This window comes from Microcoleus sp. B13-B6, from assembly GCF_036705405.1.
Lineage (GTDB): Bacteria > Cyanobacteriota > Cyanobacteriia > Cyanobacteriales > Microcoleaceae > Microcoleus.
The window spans coordinates 1-18,068 of record NZ_JAUBUJ010000134.1 but is presented as its reverse complement, the minus strand read 5'-3'; the positions used below and the strand labels follow the sequence as shown (position 1 = coordinate 18,068).

Sequence of the window (18,068 nt, the reverse complement as noted above, 5' to 3'; positions counted from 1 at the left end):
ATTAATAATTAAATGGGGTCGCAAAATCAAAAATAAGGGTAATGATTGTATCACAGTTTAAATGTGCAACAGCTTAAGCTTCGTTGCCGTCAATCACAAGCTTGGAGTTTTCCCAAGCTTTCCACTTCAGGAAAGTCTTGAACTCGTAATGGCTCAGAGTCAACATTTGTCGCACTGTTTTGTTCCTCAACTTGCGACGTGACTTAGACACCATTTGAGAACTTTCAAAAGTTGGCAGCAGAATTACATCAAAATTATCGACTAAAAACTTAGCCGTTTTATGATGCAGCTCTTTGACCAAATTCTTGATTTTGCAACGAAGCCTGCTGGCTACTTTCTTGAATCTTCTTTTCTGGCGACTGGGAGCTTTAGAAATTTTTGATACTAATCTGTCCAGCCGGAAACATAGTTTTTGGATGTGTAAATTAGAATCTTTTCCTAACCAGCCGTAAGAATTTTCAGAGAAAAATGTCATGAAAGTGCGGACACCGGGATCTAAGGCAACAAGCCGACCTTGGTTTTCGGTCTTGGCTTGTTGCACTTCTTCAGAAACGATCAGGTAATACTCGCCATAAGCCAGCGTTAACCTGCCGTCACTGAAAGTTTCAGGCAGAGTTTCTTTTAACAAACACTTGCCTAGAATCGAATGGTAGACACCACAATCTTTTATAGCCGACTTCGGCACATAGATAGATTGCTTGGTGTCTTTCCTGCTCCGAAATTTACATTTACGGATTTGACCGTCTTTTTTGAAACCCTGTTTAGCCGCCTTGACTGCCGAGCAAGCATCTTTGATGGCAATCGATTTAATTTGGAAAGGTACAGGCTTTGCCCATTCTGGTAAGCTGTTGAGTATTCCGGTTTTGATTGTCATCCAGCTAGCTTTTTTGTCTGGTTCTTGCAGGTATTTGATAGTCGTGTTGTAGACAAAACGACTTACACCAAACCACTGCTTTATCAGTGCTTTTTGTTCAGGATTTAGGAATAGACGGATCTTCCTTGATTTTCTTGCTGTAGCTTCTGAGTCCGTGCATTCGGCAACTGAAGACGTGAAGGATGGCAAGAAGATCGGCGGTGAGTTCGGTTTCTGGGCAGTGAACTGTTCGGTCAAGAACCACGATTTGTCCACCGTTTTGCTGTGCCATGAACTCGAACAATTCAAATCCAAATCGACACAATCTGTCGCGACAGGCAACAACAATCGTGAGCTGTTCGCCGCGCATAAATCTGACCAGTAGGGCTTGCAGTCCTTTCCTTTTGAAATTGATTCCTGAGCCGATGTCTTGGATGATTTCGGCGTCTGGGTACTGTTGCTGCATGAATTCAACTTGTCGAGCAAGGTCGTCTCGCTGCTTGGTTGAACTGACTCGGCAGTAACAAACAATGGCAGTTCCAATTGCACCGCGCTGGTAAGACTCAACATCGTAGAGTCTTTGTCCTGCTTCGTTTTTGATGCTTTTGATCTTGCCTTCATCTGCATATTTCCTTAAGGTGTTGGCGTGCAAACCCAGGAATTGGACTGCTTTTCTGAGTGGTATGTATGCCATTTGCTCATCTTACAGCGTTTGTTAGCAAATGTGGGCATTTGTTGGAAAACTATACACTGTTAGTCAACCCCCCGACAAACTGGTGACGCGAGCAGGAGGCGACCAACTGCAGCCGTTACTGGTGGCGGATACACTGCTGGCTAACAAGGGCTATGATCCAGATCAGCGTGTGATTGACCGCCTCAATGCCGAGGGGAAGACCACCGTCATTTCACCTCGCCGCAATTGCAAGACCCTGCAAACTTACGATGCTGAATTTTACAACGCCCGTCATTTGATTGAGAACTTTTTCCCCAAGCTGAAGCAGTATCAGGGAATCGCGACGCGCTATCACCCTAGGGCGGTGAACTTTCCGGCGTGCGATTCTTCTGGCTGCTGCGGTCATCTGGTTGAATTGATGACACCCCCTAAATTAACTTGACAGCGCCGTAAACTAATATGCCTAACCTCTTGAGCACCTTCTTTTCTAGTAATTTCATTCCTCACGGGCATTGTTACCTCTGGAAACCGGGGTTAGTCTGGCTGCACTTAACGTCAGATGCCTTGACTACCCTCGCTTATTATTCGGTGGCGGTTGCCATTGTTTACTTTACGACTGAGCGTAAGGATCTGCCTGCCCACACGGTGATGCTGCTGGTTGGTTTCTTTTTTATCTTTGCCTTATGTGGCACCACGCACCTGATGGGAATAGTGACACTTTGGCACCCCATTTATTGGGTTTCAGGAGTGATCAAAGCTCTCACTGGTGTTTGGTCTTTCTATACATTCACCTTTTTACTGATTCCCTTAATTCCAGTGGCGCTCGATGCGCCAAGTCCAGCCCAACTCGCCCTTACAAACCAGGAACTAGAAGAGAGTCGCCGCCGTATCCAGGCGATTAATGTGGAGCTAGAGCAACGGGTGCATGAACGCACTGCCCAACTGGAAGCCTCTAATCGCACCAAAGACGAATTATTGATGCGTGAACAAATAATTCGGGCAGACGCTGAGGCCGCCAACCGTGCCAAGGATGAGTTTCTCTCGATTCTTTCTCATGAACTCAGAACTCCTCTCAACGCGATCTTAGGGTGGTCAACGATGTTAAGGCAGAAAAGCCTGAGTGAGGATAAGGTGGCGCGGGCTTTGGAGACGATCGAGCGAAACGCGAAGTCTCAAGCCCAGCTCATCGAAGACATCCTCGATGTTTCTCGCATCATCACGGGTAAACTGCGCCTCCAAGTCCGTCCTGTCAACCTCGTGCCGGTGATTGAATCGGCGATTGAGTCTGTACACTTGGCGGCTGAGGCAAAGTCAATTCGCCTGCAAAGCCGGATCGATTCTGAGGTTGGCCCGCTCTTGGGTGATGCCGATAGGTTGCAGCAAGTTGTGTGGAATCTACTTTCTAACGCCCTCAAATTTACGCCTAAAGACGGGCGAGTCGAGATTCGTTTGCAGCGGGTTAATTCCCATGTTGAAATTACTGTCAGCGACACTGGGGCAGGCATCAGCTCGGATTTTCTACCGTTTGTCTTCGATCGCTTCAGCCAGCACGACAGCACGACCACTCGCAGTTATGGGGGGTTGGGTTTAGGGTTAGCCATTGTGCGTCAATTAGTTGAATTACATGGCGGGACTGTAACGGTAGTGAGTCCAGGGATAGGACAGGGGACGACTTTTACAGTCAAACTGCCCGTGACGATTATCCATCTACCACCCAGCGCTCCAGAGCCCTTAAACTCGATCGTCAAGGCGAATGGGAGGTTTCAGGGCTCATCGACCCTTGAAGGCTTACAAATCCTAGTGGTAGAGGACGAGGCTGACGCGCTAGAGTTGCTGAGTACGATTCTCGCAAAGTATGGTGCTGATGTCATGGCTGTGGCTTCGGTAAAGGAGGCCTTGACCATTATCCAAACCGCAAGCGATCGCAGCCCCGATGTTTTAGTGAGCGATATTGGGATGCCGGATGAGGATGGCTACTCCCTGATCCGCAAGTTGCGTCAACTTGAAGCGCAGCGGGGCGGTAGGCTACCCGCGATCGCGCTGACGGCTTATGCCCGAAATGACGATCGTCAGCAGGCACTATTAGCAGGTTTTCAGATACATTTGACCAAACCCGTAGATGCTGCTGAGTTAGTGGCGGTGGTTGCCAGCCTCACCGGACGTATTGTAAAACTTCATTAACTTTATAAGCAGTAATGAGCGATGGTGGTATTATGTAGTCAGGAGGTCGAAATGAAACTACCTGACTACGCCAAGGCAATAGGCATAAGTTACACCACAGCGTGGCGCTGGTGGAAGGCAAACAAACTGCCACATCCGGCACGGCAGACGGAAAGCGGTCTGATTATAGTTGACTACTTGCCACAATCGCCATCAAGCCAAGTCAAGAAGAACCGAGTCGCTATTTACAGTCGAGTCTCATCTTCAGAAAATAAAGATAACCTCAACCGCCAATCGGAGAGATTAACTGAATATGCCATTGCTAACGGTTATCAAATTGTTAAAAATGTCAAAGAAATTGGCAGTGGATTAAACGACCATCGAAAACAGTTAGAGGCACTACTACAACAAGATGACTACGACATTTTATTAGTTGAACACAAAGACCGTTTAGCTCGATTTGGCACAAACTATCTAGATGTTCTATTACTACGATTGGGAGTTAAGTTAGAAATAGTCAACCTAGCCGAGAATGGAAAAGATGAATTGATGCAAGACTTAGTGGCTATAGTTACTAGCTTTGCTGCTCGACTTTACGGACAGCGACGCGCCAACATAAAAACAGAAAAGATAATTGCCGAATTGAAAGATGGAGATGCTGAATGCAATTAGCAGAAAGGCATATCATTAAATCAACAGAATCCCGTTTCGCGGAAATTGACCAATTAGCTTTCAAATCCAAGAATCTGTACAATGCCGCTAACTACGTCATTCGTCAGAACTTTATTTATGGATGGGGCTATGTCGGTTACAACGAGATGAATCGATTGATGAAGTTTCACGAGGCATACAAGGCTTTACCTGCCAAAGTGAGTCAACAAATCTTGATGGTGCTCGACAAGAATTGGAAATCGTTCTTTGAGGCTTCTAAAGCTTACAAAGCCGACTCTTCTAAATTCACTGGTCGTCCAAAGTTACCAAAGTACAAAGATAAGATTAAGGGGCGCAACCTTCTCGTCTACACGATTCAGGCGATTAGTAGCAAACAATTAAGAAGCGGAATTCTCAAACTTTCTGGTACTGAACTCTCAATTAAGACTAAAATTAACCCTGACCGAATTTGTCAAGTTAGATTAATTCCGAAATGCGATTCCTATGTAATTGAGGTAATTTATAATGAGCCGGAGTCCACCGCTAAGGACAATAGCTTTGCAGCCGGTATTGATTTGGGATTGAATAATTTAGTGGCGTTAACTTCAAATCGACCGGGTTTTATCCCAATGTTGATTAACGGGCGACCATTGAAATCGATCAACCAGTTTTACAACAAGCGCTCTTCACGATTGCAATCCCAATTGAAAGGGAACCGCAAAACTTCACCTCGGATTCAGCGACTAACTCGTTGCCGTAATCAAAAAGTAGACAATTACTTGCATCATGCGAGTCGAATGATTGTTGATATTTTGGTAAAGCAACAAATTGGGACGCTAGTAATTGGCAAAAATGCACAGTGGAAAACCGATATAAACATTGGAAAGCAGACTAACCAAAACTTTGTTAGTATTCCTCATGCTCGATTAATTGAAATGTTGGAGTACAAAGCTTTTTTGGTGGGAATTAAGGTAATCGTGAATGAAGAATCCTACACATCGAAAGCAAATTTCCTGGGTTTAGATCCAATTCCTGTTTACGGAAAAACAGAAAAAGAGCCTGTTTTTACTGGAAAACGGATTAAGCGTTTGTACAAAACATCGACTGGTCAGTTGATTAATTCTGACGTGAATGGCTCGTACAACATTCTCAGAAAAGCAATCCCAAATGCGTTCAGCTTTCTTGATAGGGAGCTGCGTAGTTCAGCTTAAGAAGGGTCAATCCGCTTGAAGTAAAAGCGAAAGGGGAGGGACAGCAAGCCTCCCATGTCTGTCTATAAATGACTATACTTTTACCAGCTATAAGCAGGTGCTAAAACCTAGGTGTTCAAGAACAAATGTTGCGTTGGAGAATAATGGGCTTGTTGTCAGCTTGGGGGTGAAGGCTAGCGCTTGTGGCAAATCAAGCTTGTGAGTGTCGTCTCCAGCACAAACGTCTAGTTAACTTACTTGATTCAGGCAAAAAGTCTACTGTGTAAAAGATAGGAAGCACTCTTCAATCGTTGGGAGCAGTCCATCGAACTCTAACATTTTTCAATTCCGTGTTTTGAAGCGTATTTTGACATATATTATTAAAGCAGATGCACTCTCAATTTACTCTTCTTATAAACAAAAAAATAACTCTATGTAATGATATCTAGCGCCTTCTCAACAAACTCGTAATCAGCCGCATTGGTTGACTAAAACTCTCGCATTCAGGTTGAATTCGCAGACATCAACTCGATTTACAAGCGGTGCAAAATGTGAAGTATTACCTTACCTAGAGGCTTTTCCATCATCTCACGTTATTTTCACATTAAAACACATCTCAATCTCTCCCTATGCTTGTCCATAAAATTCAGCAACTGGTGCAGCGCCAAATTCGAGCCAAAAAGTTAGGGATTAAATTTAACAGAGTTGCTAACTTTCAATTGCCCGAACAAGTGATTGTGCAAGGAAAACAGCATCAAGTAAACGTGCCTTCAGAGAAAGGCATGGACGGAGAATTTATAGAAGTGCTTTTAGACGACTGCTACGGAGTCGAGCAATTATCTGAATCGCTGATGACAATTATTGATATTGGAGCCAATGTCGGCTTATTTCCGATTGCTGCGAGGAACAGGTTTCCCCAGGCCGTAATTCACGCCTACGAACCTAATCCCTACCTAGAAAATTACCTTAAACATCAATCTCAAATCGCAAATTTTACATATTTTATGGAAGCAGTAGGAGGCCGAGATGGTAAAGTAGTCCTCGACATTCGCGAAGTTTCGGGAAAAACCCGATCGACAGTTAGCGAAAGTGGCGAAATACCAATGATATCATTTCGCAGGGCGATCGAGCGAATCGGTGGTAGCGTCGATTTAGCCAAAGTAGACTGCGAAGGTGCAGAATGGCTGTTATTTGAAGATCGAGATACTTGGCAACTTGTGCAAAACCTTTCTTTAGAATATCACTTGTGGTCTGGTCACACTCACGCGGAAACCCGACAAATTATTGAAAACTTAGGATTTAGGATCGGAAAGCAAATACCAATAGATAAATGGTACGGCTTGATTTTAGCATCCCGATCCTGCAACCCTCAATGATATAGCAGATGTTGAAGAAAGAAGTTCGGCAACAGATTCGCTTTATTATGATGTAACCGATGCCAGAAAGAAGGTTAATTATTCTGGAGTTGTGGTGACAGGCCAGTTTTTATAAAAAAGAAGAGTACCTCAAAAAAATGAAACAGAAATACCTAATCTTATATCATTTCCGGTTACACCGGAATAATGTTGACGGTTGACGGTTGACGGTTGACTGTTCACTGTCAACCGTCAACAGTGAACTCGAATTTACTATTCCGATGCTAACGGATTTGAGATTAATTGATAATTACTTCCCGAATCGAGTCCCCACTAGAACTTAATTTAATTGGTGTGGTCTTCGATAAAAAATATATTGTTAATGGACTTTTTACATCCATTGAAGACCTAGAGTATTTATTAAATCGCCTCTTAAATGAAGGAGAGTTAATGATTAAATGGGGACGAAAAATCACAAAAAAGGGGGAGTGTTGTATCACAGTTTAAATGCACAACAGCTTATCCAACCCATCCTTATATTTGGGTTGATTTATCCTTCATTACAAATATTCCCAAATCCTAATTTATTTATTGCGTTCAACGATTTAATTGATCCAATAAATCAATTCCAACCCTTTTATTTATCTGGATGAGCTGGCTTATTTCTTACTTCTTTAATCCGCAGAGTGACAGAAGAGGGAGATCAGGGTTTGGATCGCGGGCTTACAGTGGCATTTTTTTTGCGGAGTGGTATAACTACTCGGAATCAACAAATATGGCAATTCGTCAAGCGCTGGTGGGAGATGGTAAATTAGTGTTTGGGAGAGAAAAATCTACAGGAAGTATCGAAGTGCCTGTCCCATTCGCCTTGCCAGCAGCAGGATCGGGCTGGTAAAGTTGGATACGATCGCGCCCAAGCCGTTTAGCTTGATAAAGCGCTTGGTCGGCTGCGGCAATCAGAATTTCGGCTCCCGATTCAGATGCAGGAACAATACTCGCTACGCCCAGGCTGAGAGTGACGTACTCGCTCACCTGAGAACCAGCGTGCGGAACCTGCAAAGCTGCGATTGTGAGCTGTATGTGTTCGGCTACGATCACTGCGCCTTGAATCGAGGTATTTGGCAAAATAACGGCAAATTCTTCGCCTCCGTAGCGAGCTACTAAATCGGCGGGGCGATTGACTGCATTGGCGATCGCCCCGGCGACTTGTCGCAAACATTCGTCTCCGCCTTGATGCCCGTAAGTATCGTTGTAACTTTTAAAAGAATCAATATCGCACAGAATTAGCGACATGGGCGTTTGTTCCCGCGCTTGTCTGCGCCACTCCATTTCTAAATACTGATCGAACCGTCGGCGGTTTGCTAGCTGCGTGAGTGCGTCCGAAGTAGCCAAGCGCTCTAACTTGAGGTTGGCCGCTTGCAACTGCTGGTAGAGTTCTGCTTGCTTGATGGCGATCGCCAACTGGGTGGCCAGAGAAGACAGCAACTCTACTTCCAACTGCATCCACTGCCGGGGACTGCACTGGTGGGCCATCAGCAGCCCCCACAACTCATCTCCTTGCACTAAAGGCACAACCAAATAAGCTCTCACCGCGAATTGTGCGAGCAAGTCAATTTGATATTGCGGCAAATCCGCGGCCAAAACATCGGCGATCGGTCGGATCGCCCGATGTTGGTACGCTTCGAGATAGAACTGGTCAAAACAGAATTTTTCCAGGGTTTCTCCCAACATCGGCTTGCAGTTGGCAGCTACGGATTCCACTGTTACCGCCCCCGTCGCCGGGGTGGCGCAGACACTGCCCGTACAGGGGTTGAAGCGGACGATCATCACTCGATCAGCCTGAAGGAACTGACGCACTTCTGTCACTGTCGTGCTGAGCACTTCACCCAAATCCAGAGACTGGCGGATATGCTGAGTAATCGTCGCCATCAGCAGTTCTCGTTCGTTCTGCTGCCGCAGCGCCTCTTGTGCCCGTTTGTACTCGGTGATATCTTGAGCGGTGCCGAAAATTTGTTTGGGGCAGCCGTCGGCTGTGCGGGCGAAAACTTGGTCGCGGCAGCGAAACCAGCGCCATTCGCCCGATCGATGTTTGAGCCGATACTCCAACTCCAAAATATGCCCGTCTTGAGTCGAGGGAAATTTTTTCTGGTGGGCTTTGAGCCTCGGCAAATCTTCTGGGTACACCAAACTCGAGTACAAAGCAGTTTGCATCTGTAAAATTTCTTGGGGAGTGTAGCCCAGCAATTTAGAAGCTTGACCGTTGACGTAGACGTTGCGCCGTTGGGTCAAATCGTAGATGTAGAGCAAATAAGGCGCCGCGTCAGCAATTTGCTGGATGAAATGCTGGCTCGATCGCAATTCTTCCTCCACCCGCTGACGCACTTGCACTTCTTCCACAGCTTGATCCCGCATTGTGCGGTAAGCTTGGATGCGATGGGTGAGGTCGGTCACGTCTTGAATCACCAGCAGCGCGTAGAACGATGGGGCATTGACCCCCGGCCATATTGATGACGAAGCTGAGGGTGGAGATTCCCTAGACACAAAAGCACTTCTTGATGAGCCGACTCCGACACTACCCTCTGATTCCAACTCAAGAGTATGGAGAACCCAGTCTCTAATCTCCTGTTCTTCTATGCCAGCCTCCAGTGCCGGCACAGCAGTCACAGTAGTTTGCTGAATTCGCTGCTGGCCGTCTTGCCAAGTTGCCGGAATCAGGTGTTTGTGAATTTGAGAAGAAAAAATTGTTGGCGGGCCTCCTGCAAAGATTTGCTTGAAGCGAGTGGCGTACTTTAACTGACTCAGGTGAGGAAAATGGGTTGTGATCTTTGTTCCCAATATTTGGCTGCGGGGAATTTTAGTCCACTCTTCCAGACAAGTGTTCCAAAACAGCACCACAAAATCATCTTGCAGCAAGCAGGCGCCGACTGGTACGCTGTCGAGAACCCCAAACTTTTCCTTAATACTTTTGCTCTCCTCAATCATAGACCCCCGGCAAGTTGATTGATAGCAGTCAACAAGGTGTCAAAGGAATTAACATTGAAAATAAGAATGATATCTCCTTCAATGTGAAGCCTTTCAATCATGAAACTGGTCTGGGCTAATAAAACAACTGTATCAGTAGCTAAACCGCCAGATATCAGCAAACTAGCAATCGTCCCTTCGCTATAAGTGGGAATTGAATAGTTCAGGCGCTGCTGAAGTACGTTGCTGATTGCACCCATGACCCCATTAATTACAATATTTCCCACTTCACTTAGCGTACCAATTTTGACTGAATCGAGATCCTGAGTTCCAGCTTCTTCCCCTGTAAGCATTGTCACCAGCAGGGCAGCGCTGTTTGTGGGAAAGACTAGCTGGGCAATGCCTCCAAAGGAGCCTGTGAATTTGAGCTGGACAGCGGCGATTTGCTCGCCGTTGAGGTGTTGCTCTAACTCTTGTTCCACGTCGATGGGAGTCAGGATTTGAAGGTAGGGGATTTGCAAGCGAATCGGGGAGTCGATCATGTCGTTCAAAACCCCTGCGGCTTGACCGATCCCGATGTTGACGAGTTCCTGCAAAGCATCGAGCTGTCGAGTGCTTAATTTCATTGTGTGCTCTCCTCGCTGACACTAAGAGCTTTTTTGATCCACCCGATTAGTTCGTCTGAGTTGGGCATTTTGTGAATGACTGCCAGGGCTCCGAGTTCCATGCACTCGGAGCGGGTGGTTGCTTGGATGTCTGCGGTAATTACGATCACTGGAATTTTATATCCTCGATCGCGCATGGCTTGCAGGACTTCCCTACCTTCCATCTCCGGCATCAGCAGATCTAAGAGCATACAGTTTGGGGTTTTAGTGCCGAGCAGTTCTAGAGCTTCTGGGCCGCTGGATGCTTCCCAAGTCTCGTATCCTTCTGCTCGCAGGATTTTGCAGATTACCCTGCGAGTCAACCACGAATCTTCGACAACGAGAATTGATGTCACTACGTTCTCCTCCTTCTATTGTTTAGGACTGACCGGCGTTGCAGGTACTGTTTTTATCTTGACAGTAATTTAAAGTGCTGGGACGGTGTGCGATCGAGCGTCACTTGGAATTCCTGTTCTTAAAAACTAACGCATTAATGTGTTGGATAGTTTAGTATCTTGGACTATGTTAAGAAAAAACCCGGTTTCTGAATGAAACCAGGTTTGCGGGATCTCTATTGCTCCTAACAGGGGCGCTCAATTATAGATTACCAAACGCTTCCGAAGGGACTCTACTCGCTGTTTGGCCGTGGTATTGTCTGGATCGCAGGCGAGAGCTTGTTCGTACATTTCCAAGGCTTGAGCTGTTAATTTCTTGCGCTCGTAGGCGTGACCCAGATTATTGAGAGATGTAACGTATTCTGGCTGCAACTTCAGGGCTTCTTTGTACTGGCGGATCGCGATGTCGTACTGTTCTTGGCCGAAGTGTGCAAAACCGAGGGCGTTGTAAATAACAGCTTGATTTTCTTCGCCTTCTAAGTCTTTGGCTTTCAGGGCTTTTTGAAACAGTACGATCGCCTGGGAGTAAAGCTTCTTATCTAGATATATACTTCCTAATTCGTAGTATTCCTGTGCTGTTCCTTTTTCTACCGTCAGCTTATTTTCTAAGCGTTCCAGAGACATTTCCAGCTTCCTAGTTTTGAGAATCTGGCGCACCACAAACCAGGAACTGCTGCCGAGTATAGCGAGCAGGACTGTCAGGTAAACAATGAGCAAATTACTATCCATGTTTTTCTTAAATTTAGGTATGTCTGTGGAAGGTTTTATTTATTTTAAGGCCCTAGCAATCTCTGAGATTGGCCTCTGCAACTGTATAAAAAACAAGGAAATAGCGATCGACCGGCCCGATCGCGATTTCTGAAAAAGCAAAAATCCAGAAGTAAGAACAAAGAAGGAAACTTGGTCTCAACCTCCTCAATTCATCAGGAGTTTTCCTTCTCTGGCAGACAGTTAAATCTTTCTTACTTCTGCTTTGTGCATTCTGAAAATCAAGCTAGATTTCAGGCTCCGGCTCGATTAGCCATTTCCACGACTTTACCGAATGTTGCCGGGTCAACGATCGCCATTTGTGCCAGCATTTTGCGGTTGATTTCGATGTTGGCTTTCTTCATGTTGCCGATCAGTCTGCTGTAGCTCGTGCCGTGCTGGCGCGATGCGGCATTGATCCGAGCAATCCACAGGCGGCGGAAATCACGTTTGCGTTTTTTGCGATCGCGATAACCGTTACGCAGGGCCTGCATCACCCGTTGGTTAGCTGTGCGGAACTGTTTCGACTGTGCGCCTCGGAAACCCTTGGCTAATTTGAGAATTTTTTTGCGGCGCGCTCTGGCGACATTACCGCGTTTTACCCGTGTCATCTTTAATTTCCGTTAAACTTTACAAGTATGGAAGCATTAACCGCACGTTAGCATCGTTGGTCTCGTCGATGACGACCAGCTTAGATAGACGGCTTTTGCGAGCTGAACTTTTGTGCTGTAGCAAGTGGCTTTTGTAAGCTTTACGGCGCACAATTTTACCGCTGCCGGTCGCTCTAAAGCGCTTTGCGGCTGCTTTGCGAGTTTTGAGTTTTGGCATGAACTGGTGTTATTTGGACACAAGCTTATACCGTATCACGTTTGTGCTACTTTCTGCAAGGGAGATTTGCGGGTTGGGGGTGGCGCTGCATTTGCTGCGATATACAGGATGGGCGATCGGGTAATCTTGCGGTAGTTTGCGGGAGTTGACACCTGGTATAAAATGTTATACCGCAGTTGCGGTATAATTAAGGGTTATACTCTAGGTTATCGGCAGGGTTAATATTTGAAAGCTGCTGGTGAGGCACGATAATTAAATTGAAGATGCAACATTAATTATTGGTTATGACGCTTAGAGAGTCCATTGAAAAAATCCTTTAGAAATATCCATTGGTCAGTAATGAAAACTTCCAGGGACATTCATTTGCTAGTTATGTCAGAAATGTAGTGCCGAAATCAATAAGTGCTTCATTGGAATTACCAGAAATCTATAGGGTAAAAGCTTCTGCAGGGAATGGTTCTTGGGCTAAAGTTCCTTGGATAGCAATATTTAACAAGCTTGTAACTCAGACTGTCCAGTCGGGGTTTTACTGTGTTTATTTATTTTGCGCCGACTTCTCAGGCGTTTATCTTTCTCTCAATCAAGGAATAGCAGATATAGCGTATTCCAGGTTTATTAAGTACACCAGAGAAACCGGGTTTCTTTACAGTTCTCGCCTCTGGTAATCATTCAGTTCAAGAAACCCGGTTTCTGGCGATATACATCTACATGGAATATGCTGTAAAAGAAATAAGTGAGGACTGGGGAAGTCGAGGGACATGGTAAGAAATCAAGCACAACTCTTTAAAGATAAGCTTGGTTCTGACAAGCTCAGATAATTTTCAGAACCTCTCGATATTCAACTTGATTCTATCCAAGGAAACTACTTCTAGAAGGCATTTAGTATTAAACTCTCAATACAGGTCTTTCGGGATTTTGGGGATTGGGAACTAGACGCTGATTTTTGCAATCTACCAGCAAATCTAAAGTTTCTAACACAGTTTGACCGATTAGCACCATATCGCCTAAAACCATTGCCGCCTCTATTGTCTCGCGCCCTTCTATTTCAATGATAACAGGCCCTGTTAATCCCACTGTTTCTTGTCGGCCATCAGCATATTTTGCTATTTCCTGACTCCGAATTCTTAAACCGAGCTGCTCTACTACATCCGCAGGTAACGCAGTTCTGACTGCGCCACTATCTATCAGTGCTTCTGCTTCGTACACGCGCAACAGATTTGGATTGAGCACTCCTCGACTCACTAAGGCTTCATCAATGGCATTCGTTAGCTTGACTTTGACTCGAACTGCACCCATATTTTTGCTGGCTTGAGTTAGATCGCGATCGAGATTTATCATATCGCCTCTTTTCGTCTAGAAAGTCTACCTTTGATTCTAGCCCCAATTGATGGTAGTAAGGTTCGCAATGCACACCCTACAAGTAAAGTTTGTACGTAAGTCTTATATCATTTCCGGTTACACCGGAATTATGTTGACGGTTGACGGTTGACTGTTGACGCCGTGAACAGTGAACAGTGAACAGTGAACAGTGAACAGTGAACAGTGAACTCGGATTTACTATTCCGATGCTAACGGATTTGATATTACAGCGTATTTCTGGTTTAGGAAGTGCAGTAGGGACAAAGGCTTTCGCCGTGTCCCTACGGGGATATATCACTCTTGTGGGGAGTAGGGGTTGGGCATCCTGCCCGCCCTAAACATACAAGTTAAATGCACAACAGCTTACTCATCTTCTGCATAGATAAACCGATACAATTCGCTAGGATCTGGTTCGGCGCTTTTCTCAGCAAAATCCACTGCATCGTCAATTACTGCTTGAATTTTATTATCGATCTCTTTCAATTCTTCAGCAGTCGCCAAAGTTCGATCGATCAACTCAGCAGCCAACTTCTTAATCGGATCGCGGGGAAACCAATATTCCTTCTCTTCCTTAGAACGCAACTCATCAGGATCGGCCAAAGAATGGCCGCGAAAGCGATAAGTCAAAGCCTCAATCAAAGTCGGCCCCTCGCCGGCCCGCGCCCGCGCTACAGCTTCTTTCGCCACTTCCCGCACCGCCAAAACATCCATCCCATCAACCTCAAAACCAGCCATGCCAAAAGCATGAGCCTTCTTGTAAATCAGCGGGTCAGAAGTAGCTCGCTCGTGGGCCATCCCGATCGCCCATTTGTTGTTTTCCACAACATAAATAATCGGCAACTTCCACAAAGCCGCCATATTCAAACACTCAAAAAACTGCCCGTTATTTGCAGCACCATCGCCAAAAAAACAAGCAGTCACGCCATCGGAACTTTCATCCCCCAAAGCTTCGCGCCGGTACTTCGATTGAAAAGCCGCCCCCGTAGCTACAGGAATCCCCTCAGCCACAAAAGCATAACCTCCCAACAGTCGGTGTTCGGCCGAAAACATGTGCATCGAACCGCCGCGGCCTTTCGAGCAACCAGTTTCCTTCCCGAACAACTCCGCCATTACCTCCCGCGCCGGGACGCCCGCGCTCAAAGCGTGAACGTGATCGCGGTAGGTGCTGCTGACGTAATCGGTGTCATCCCGACGCATCGATCGAATCACGCCAGTAGACACAGCTTCCTGACCGTTGTACAAGTGGACAAAACCAAACATTTTGCCCCGGTAGTACATCTCAGCACACTTGTCCTCAAAATAGCGCCCCAAGACCATATCCTCGTAGAGCATCAAGCCCTCATCCCGAGAAATGGTTACGCTTTGCGCGTCAAAAACTGGTAAAGTCCGTTCCTGAACCATAAATAATTAATACCCGACGATCGGCTTCCTAGACATCTAAATTTAAACCGAGATGGGACACAACCGCAGCAGAAAACGATCGCACCTTTGCTGTGCAGCACTTCACCAATTGTTAAAATGAGTTTGGCCATCGGGGCGGATTGCCCGGACTCGGAGAACCAACTCCCATCCAAACCCCATGCCAACCAATGATATAATTCCATTACTCTCAAACCCGAAAATGCTCAAGAGTCAAACAACTCATTTAGCTCAGGGGCAGTGGGGCTTTCCATTTTCCTCACTGTAAAACGCTGTAGAGGGAAAAAAATCAGAGGATCTCTACGGTAACTCCAACATACCGTGAATTAGGTGGTTGGAAGCCAACACCAGAATTTTTGATTTGGTTTGCGGGAGTATCTCACTTAAGATAGGCTAATTCAGTTGCTAGCGCTTTGGGGAAGTGGACAGTGTTAATTCCACTAGATTACTACCGGATTTTGGGTCTACCGATTCAAGCTACTGCCGAACAGTTGCAGCAGGCTCACCGCGATCGAACTTTACAGCTTCCGCGCAGGGAGTATTCCGAAGTTGCGATCGTCGCCCGCAAACAACTGCTCGATGAAGCCTGCGCCGTTCTGTCAGACTCAGAGGGGCGCAAAGCTTACGATGCCAGTTTTTTAGCCAAAACTTACGATCGAGAGTCGGAAGCCGCACAGGAAGCCAAGCACCAGAGGTCAAAAACCTCAGCAGGCCCGGCCACCTTCCTGCAAGACGCAGGAGAAACCGCTCCGGCAGAGTCCAAGGCTTTAGAGGCTGCTCCCGACCCCCACACTCCAAGTATTGAAATCGATGACAACCAATTCGTAGGAGCCCTGCTCATACTGCAAGAACTGGGAGAATACGAACTCGTACAGAAGCTGGGTCGCCCGTATCTTAACAATGGCAGCATCGCGATCGCAGAAGGTCGTTTCGGCGACCCTCAGCTCGTGAGGCCAGATATAGTTTTAACCGTCAGCCTTGCCTGTCTAGAACTCGGCCGCGAACAGTGGCAGCAAGGTCAGTACGAAAATGCCGCAAAATCATTAGAAGCAGGTCAAGAATTGCTGCTGCGCGAAAGCCTATTTGCAAGCGTGAGGGGTGAAATGCAAGCCGACATATACAAACTCCGTCCGTACAACATTTTAGAGCTATTATCGCTTCCCGAAGAAAAAGTCGCCGAGCGTCGCAAGGGACTGGAAATCCTGCGAGAAATGCTTCAAGAACGAGGCGGTATCGACGGTTCGGGAGACGATCGATCCGGTTTAGGAATAGAAGACTTCCTCCGGTTCGTGCAGCAAATGCGTAAACACCTAACCAGCAGCGAGCAGCAGGCGCTATTTGAAGCCGAAGCCGGCCGCCCCTCCGCAGTCGCCACTTACCTCTCGGTCTACACCCTGTTAGCCCAAGGATTTGCCGCCAGACAGCCATCGATGATCCGTCGCGCCAAGCTGATGCTGATGCAGCTCGGTCGCCGCCAAGACGTTCACCTGGAAAAAGCCGTCTGTTCCCTGCTGCTGGGCCAAACAGAAGAAGCCAGCAGAGCCCTCGAACTGAGTTCGGAAAAAGAACCCCTGGCCTTCATTCGCGAACATTCCCAAGATTCACCCGACTTGTTGCCCGGATTGTGCTTGTACGCCGAACATTGGCTACAAGAAGAAGTGTTTCCCCACTTCCGCGACTTGGCCAACGAGTCAGTGTCCTTGAAAGACTACTTTGCTGACCCGAAAGTACAAGCTTACCTAGAAGCTTTGCCACAGGACGCAGAAACCGCCAACGAATGGGTCGTCGTGCAGCCCCGCGCCGGCAAGCAGCCAGGGCGACTGCAACCGACAGCAGGCCGATCGCCCGCTGCCATACCGGCACAGCCACCCACAGCCAAGCAGGGAGCCAGTACAGTCACCTTGACCCCCGTACCGGGCGACGCTTCCACCGCAGCTTCGGGCGCGAAATCCCAGGCAACGGTGGCCGCGCCTAGCGCTGTTGCCCCCGTGTCTATCCCGATAGCGACAGTGCCACACCCAGCAGAATCGACTTCCAAACATCGCAGACGCCAACATTCAGGGCGAAGCGGAGCAACCGGCAAAGGGCTAAAGGGCGATTTTGCCGATCGAGCGCGCACCAAGGCAGCAGAAATTACCGCCCAAGTCAAGTCCATGCCTCCAAACAGGCTGGCTTTGTTTCTAGTCGCAGGTGTCGTGAGCCTGTTACTTTTGTGGTTAATACTCAGTCTCTTGGCTAGCGCGATGCAAGCCCTATCGGGCCCCCTCCAAGGAGAGCAAGCCCTCGTCCGCCTGGAAGAACCGCCGCTGGAAATCCCTGCCGTGGCCGCGGCCCCAGAGCCGAGCGCTGCAGGCGCAGTGTCGGGAGAAATCAATGAGGTAGCAGCAAAAGACTTAGTTCAAGGCTGGCTATCGGCGAAAGCAGCGGCTTTGGGCCCCAATCACGCTGTCGAAGAATTAAGGCGAGTTCTCACAGAACCGGCTTTGTCTCGCTGGCAATTGATGGCAGAAGCTCAACAGCGTAACAACGCGCACCAGCGTTATGTACACAAGCTGCAAGTTAATGGAGTTACCACAAATCCGACTAATCCCGATCGCGCCCAAGTAGAAGCACAAGTCTCGGAAAAAGCCGAAGTGTTCGATCGTTCTCAACTCGTTTCTTCGCGCAATGAAAACCTGCGGGTGCGCTACGACTTGATCCGTCAAGAGGGACAATGGCGGATTATGGATTGGCAAGTGATTAAGTAAGGAATTGTTCAGTTGACAGTTGACAGTTGACAGTTGACAGTTGACAGTTGACAGTTGACAGTTGACAGTTGACAGTTGACAGTTGA

Annotated in this window: 16 protein-coding genes and 1 pseudogene; 7 read left to right on the top strand and 10 right to left on the bottom strand. The window is 47.1% G+C overall.

Going from position 1 to position 18,068, the window contains the following annotated elements:
• Positions 1-73 precede the first annotated feature (73 nt).
• Positions 74-1,063 carry an RNA-guided endonuclease InsQ/TnpB family protein gene (locus tag QUB35_RS35335; protein ID WP_445252093.1) on the bottom strand — a complete coding sequence of 330 codons (990 nt, stop codon included), beginning with the start codon at positions 1,061-1,063 and terminating at the stop codon, positions 74-76.
• Positions 972-1,547, bottom strand: a complete 576-nt coding sequence (locus tag QUB35_RS35330) for an IS607 family transposase (RefSeq protein WP_333147156.1) — start codon at positions 1,545-1,547, stop codon at positions 972-974. The genes QUB35_RS35335 and QUB35_RS35330 overlap by 92 nt, the downstream gene beginning before the upstream one ends.
• Before the next feature lie 28 nt (positions 1,548-1,575).
• Between QUB35_RS35330 and QUB35_RS35325 the strand changes: the two genes are divergently transcribed.
• The 5 genes and pseudogenes from QUB35_RS35325 to QUB35_RS35305 all read left to right on the top strand — a co-directional run bounded on the left by QUB35_RS35325 (position 1,576) and on the right by QUB35_RS35305 (position 6,903).
• Positions 1,576-1,968 (top strand): hypothetical protein, encoded by a 393-nt coding sequence (locus QUB35_RS35325; RefSeq protein WP_333147154.1) that lies wholly within the window; start codon positions 1,576-1,578, stop codon positions 1,966-1,968.
• 17 nt (positions 1,969-1,985) lie between these two features.
• Positions 1,986-3,707, top strand: a complete 1,722-nt coding sequence (locus QUB35_RS35320; protein WP_333147152.1) for an ATP-binding protein — start codon at positions 1,986-1,988, stop codon at positions 3,705-3,707.
• Positions 3,708-3,758: 51 nt separating this feature from the next.
• Positions 3,759-4,358: an IS607 family transposase gene (locus QUB35_RS35315; RefSeq protein WP_333147150.1), complete on the top strand. Its 600-nt coding sequence runs from the start codon at positions 3,759-3,761 to the stop codon at positions 4,356-4,358.
• Positions 4,349-5,616 (top strand): annotated as a pseudogene (locus tag QUB35_RS35310) (RNA-guided endonuclease InsQ/TnpB family protein). The gene QUB35_RS35315 and the pseudogene QUB35_RS35310 overlap by 10 nt, the downstream one beginning before the upstream one ends.
• A 540-nt stretch (positions 5,617-6,156) precedes the next feature.
• Positions 6,157-6,903 carry an FkbM family methyltransferase gene (locus QUB35_RS35305; RefSeq protein ID WP_333147146.1) on the top strand — a complete coding sequence of 249 codons (747 nt, stop codon included), beginning with the start codon at positions 6,157-6,159 and terminating at the stop codon, positions 6,901-6,903.
• 765 nt (positions 6,904-7,668) lie between these two features.
• Here the strand turns inward: QUB35_RS35305 and QUB35_RS35300 are convergent.
• From QUB35_RS35300 to rpmI, 6 genes are all read right to left on the bottom strand, one after another.
• A complete protein-coding gene (locus QUB35_RS35300; protein WP_333147143.1) occupies positions 7,669-9,864 on the bottom strand; it encodes a diguanylate cyclase domain-containing protein in 2,196 nt (731 codons plus the stop codon).
• Positions 9,861-10,469, bottom strand: a complete 609-nt coding sequence (locus tag QUB35_RS35295; protein ID WP_333147139.1) for a chemotaxis protein CheC — start codon at positions 10,467-10,469, stop codon at positions 9,861-9,863. The genes QUB35_RS35300 and QUB35_RS35295 overlap by 4 nt, the downstream gene beginning before the upstream one ends.
• Positions 10,466-10,843 (bottom strand): response regulator, encoded by a 378-nt coding sequence (locus QUB35_RS35290; protein ID WP_333147136.1) that lies wholly within the window; start codon positions 10,841-10,843, stop codon positions 10,466-10,468. The genes QUB35_RS35295 and QUB35_RS35290 overlap by 4 nt, the downstream gene beginning before the upstream one ends.
• 237 nt (positions 10,844-11,080) lie before the next feature.
• Entirely contained in the window at positions 11,081-11,611 is a 531-nt protein-coding gene (locus tag QUB35_RS35285) for a tetratricopeptide repeat protein (protein WP_333147134.1), read from the bottom strand.
• Positions 11,612-11,883: 272 nt separating this feature from the next.
• Complete coding sequence (gene rplT / locus QUB35_RS35280) at positions 11,884-12,240, bottom strand: 50S ribosomal protein L20 (protein ID WP_015178606.1); 357 nt, start codon at positions 12,238-12,240, stop codon at positions 11,884-11,886.
• A 19-nt stretch (positions 12,241-12,259) separates the two neighbouring features.
• Positions 12,260-12,457: a 50S ribosomal protein L35 gene (gene rpmI, locus QUB35_RS35275; RefSeq protein WP_006634164.1), complete on the bottom strand. Its 198-nt coding sequence runs from the start codon at positions 12,455-12,457 to the stop codon at positions 12,260-12,262.
• A gap of 329 nt (positions 12,458-12,786) precedes the next feature.
• Between rpmI and QUB35_RS39320 the strand changes: the two genes are divergently transcribed.
• Positions 12,787-13,122 carry an MrcB family domain-containing protein gene (locus QUB35_RS39320; protein ID WP_445252092.1) on the top strand — a complete coding sequence of 112 codons (336 nt, stop codon included), beginning with the start codon at positions 12,787-12,789 and terminating at the stop codon, positions 13,120-13,122.
• 220 nt (positions 13,123-13,342) lie between these two features.
• Here the strand turns inward: QUB35_RS39320 and QUB35_RS35270 are convergent, their stop codons facing one another.
• Both QUB35_RS35270 and pdhA read right to left on the bottom strand, forming a co-directional pair.
• Positions 13,343-13,795 carry a clan AA aspartic protease gene (locus QUB35_RS35270; protein WP_333147132.1) on the bottom strand — a complete coding sequence of 151 codons (453 nt, stop codon included), beginning with the start codon at positions 13,793-13,795 and terminating at the stop codon, positions 13,343-13,345.
• Between the two features lie 384 nt (positions 13,796-14,179).
• Complete coding sequence (gene pdhA, locus QUB35_RS35265; RefSeq protein WP_333147130.1) at positions 14,180-15,217, bottom strand: pyruvate dehydrogenase (acetyl-transferring) E1 component subunit alpha; 1,038 nt, start codon at positions 15,215-15,217, stop codon at positions 14,180-14,182.
• Positions 15,218-15,663: 446 nt separating this feature from the next.
• On the opposite strand from pdhA, the gene QUB35_RS35260 reads away from it, so the two are divergent.
• The gene (locus tag QUB35_RS35260; RefSeq protein WP_333147128.1) at positions 15,664-17,982 is read left to right on the top strand and encodes an IMS domain-containing protein; all 2,319 of its coding nucleotides are present in this window, start codon (positions 15,664-15,666) and stop codon (positions 17,980-17,982) included.
• The last annotated feature ends 86 nt before the right edge of the window (positions 17,983-18,068 follow it).

Coding starts and splice junctions, on each gene's coding strand:
- QUB35_RS35330 (WP_333147156.1), bottom strand. CDS start 1,547: ATGGCATACATACCACTCAGAAAAGCAGTCCAATTCCTGGGTTTGCAC.
- QUB35_RS35325 (WP_333147154.1), top strand. CDS start 1,576: ATGTGGGCATTTGTTGGAAAACTATACACTGTTAGTCAACCCCCCGAC.
- QUB35_RS35320 (WP_333147152.1), top strand. CDS start 1,986: ATGCCTAACCTCTTGAGCACCTTCTTTTCTAGTAATTTCATTCCTCAC.
- QUB35_RS35315 (WP_333147150.1), top strand. CDS start 3,759: ATGAAACTACCTGACTACGCCAAGGCAATAGGCATAAGTTACACCACA.
- QUB35_RS35305 (WP_333147146.1), top strand. CDS start 6,157: ATGCTTGTCCATAAAATTCAGCAACTGGTGCAGCGCCAAATTCGAGCC.
- QUB35_RS35300 (WP_333147143.1), bottom strand. CDS start 9,864: ATGATTGAGGAGAGCAAAAGTATTAAGGAAAAGTTTGGGGTTCTCGAC.
- QUB35_RS35295 (WP_333147139.1), bottom strand. CDS start 10,469: ATGAAATTAAGCACTCGACAGCTCGATGCTTTGCAGGAACTCGTCAAC.
- QUB35_RS35285 (WP_333147134.1), bottom strand. CDS start 11,611: ATGGATAGTAATTTGCTCATTGTTTACCTGACAGTCCTGCTCGCTATA.
- rplT (WP_015178606.1), bottom strand. CDS start 12,240: ATGACACGGGTAAAACGCGGTAATGTCGCCAGAGCGCGCCGCAAAAAA.
- rpmI (WP_006634164.1), bottom strand. CDS start 12,457: ATGCCAAAACTCAAAACTCGCAAAGCAGCCGCAAAGCGCTTTAGAGCG.
- QUB35_RS35270 (WP_333147132.1), bottom strand. CDS start 13,795: ATGATAAATCTCGATCGCGATCTAACTCAAGCCAGCAAAAATATGGGT.
- pdhA (WP_333147130.1), bottom strand. CDS start 15,217: ATGGTTCAGGAACGGACTTTACCAGTTTTTGACGCGCAAAGCGTAACC.